The sequence below is a fragment of the Colwellia sp. BRX8-7 genome, assembly GCF_014077275.1.
GTDB lineage: Bacteria > Pseudomonadota > Gammaproteobacteria > Enterobacterales > Alteromonadaceae > Colwellia_A.
The window spans coordinates 1-1577 of sequence record NZ_JACGVP010000062.1 but is presented as its reverse complement, the minus strand read 5'-3'; the positions used below and the strand labels follow the sequence as shown (position 1 = coordinate 1577).

Genomic DNA, 1577 nt, shown 5'->3' with positions numbered 1-1577 from the left:
ACAGCTGAAGATACAACAGCCACAGGCAATGTGCTTGATAATGCTGAAACAGCCGATGGTCCACTCACTGTAACGAGTTTTACTGTTGATGGTAATACGTATAATGCAGGTGACACGGTTACTCTTGCTGAGGGTGAACTCACTTTAAATGCAGATGGTAGTTACACTTTTACACCGAACGATAACTTCAATGGCAGTGTGCCTGTAGTCAGCTACACCGTTACTGATGGTGCAGGTGATACACAGAGTTCTAGTTTAACAATTTTAGTAACACCTGTTTCAGATCTTAATGATGACAATGAATCTGTCACAACAGCTGAAGATACAGCAGTTTCTGGCAATGTGCTTAATAACGCTGACAGCCTTGATGGACCATTAACTGTCACAAGCTTTACTGTTGATGGTAATACTTTTAATCCAGGTGATACGGTAAGTCTTGCTGAAGGCGAGTTAACTTTAAATACTGATGGTAGTTACACTTTTACACCGAACGATAACTTTAACGGTGCCGTGCCAGTGATAAGCTACACCGTTATTGATGGTGCTGGTGACACAGAAATTTCTACCTTAACAATTTCAGTAACACCAGTTTCTGATCTGAGCGATGATAATGAAACTGTCACTGTTGCAGAAGATACAACCGCCACAGGCAATGTTTTAGACAATGCAGAAACAGCAGATGGTCCACTCACGGTAACTAGCTTTACTGTTGGTGGGAATACGTACAATGCAGGTGATACCGTTACTCTTACGGAAGGTGAGTTAACTTTAAATACCGATGGTAGTTATACCTTCACACCTAATGATAATTTCAACGGTGCTGTTCCTGTTATTACATATACAGTTACCGATGGTGCTGGTGACACTCAGAGTTCTACCTTAACAATTTCAGTGACACCAGTTTCAGATTTAAGTGATGATAGTGAAACTGTCACGATAGCAGAAGACACAATTGCAACAGGTAATGTGCTTGATAATGCTGAAACAGCCGATGGTCCACTCACGGTAACGAGTTTTACTGTTGATGGTAATACGTATAATGCAGGTGACACGGTTACTCTTGCTGAGGGTGAACTCACTTTAAATGCAGATGGTAGTTACACTTTTACACCCAATGATAACTTCAATGGCAGTGTACCCGTAGTCAGCTACACCGTTATCGATGGTGCTGGTGACACTCAGAGTTCTACCCTAACTATTTCAGTAACACCAGTTTCAGATCTAAGTGATGATAGTGAAACTGTTTCTGTTGCAGAAGACACAACCGCCACGGGCAATGTCCTTGATAACGCAGAAAGTGCAGATGGACCACTAACTGTCACCAGTTTTACTGTTGGTGGGAATACGTATAATGCAGGTGACACGGTTACTCTTACGGAAGGTGAGTTAACTTTAAATACCGATGGTAGCTATACTTTTACACCCAATGATAACTTCAATGGTGCCGTGCCCGTGGTCAGCTACATCGTAACTGATGGTGCAGGTGATACGGATAGTTCTACTCTAACAATTTCAGTAACACCTTTATCAGATCTTACTGATGATAATGAATCTGTTACAACAGTTGAAGATACAGC

At 41.7% G+C, this 1577-nt stretch carries 1 protein-coding gene; it reads left to right on the top strand.

The window, feature by feature from the left end; all coding sequences use genetic code 11:
* Positions 1-1577: tandem-95 repeat protein (locus H4J57_RS19405; RefSeq protein ID WP_182243977.1), on the top strand; the 1577-nt coding region annotated here is incomplete at both ends.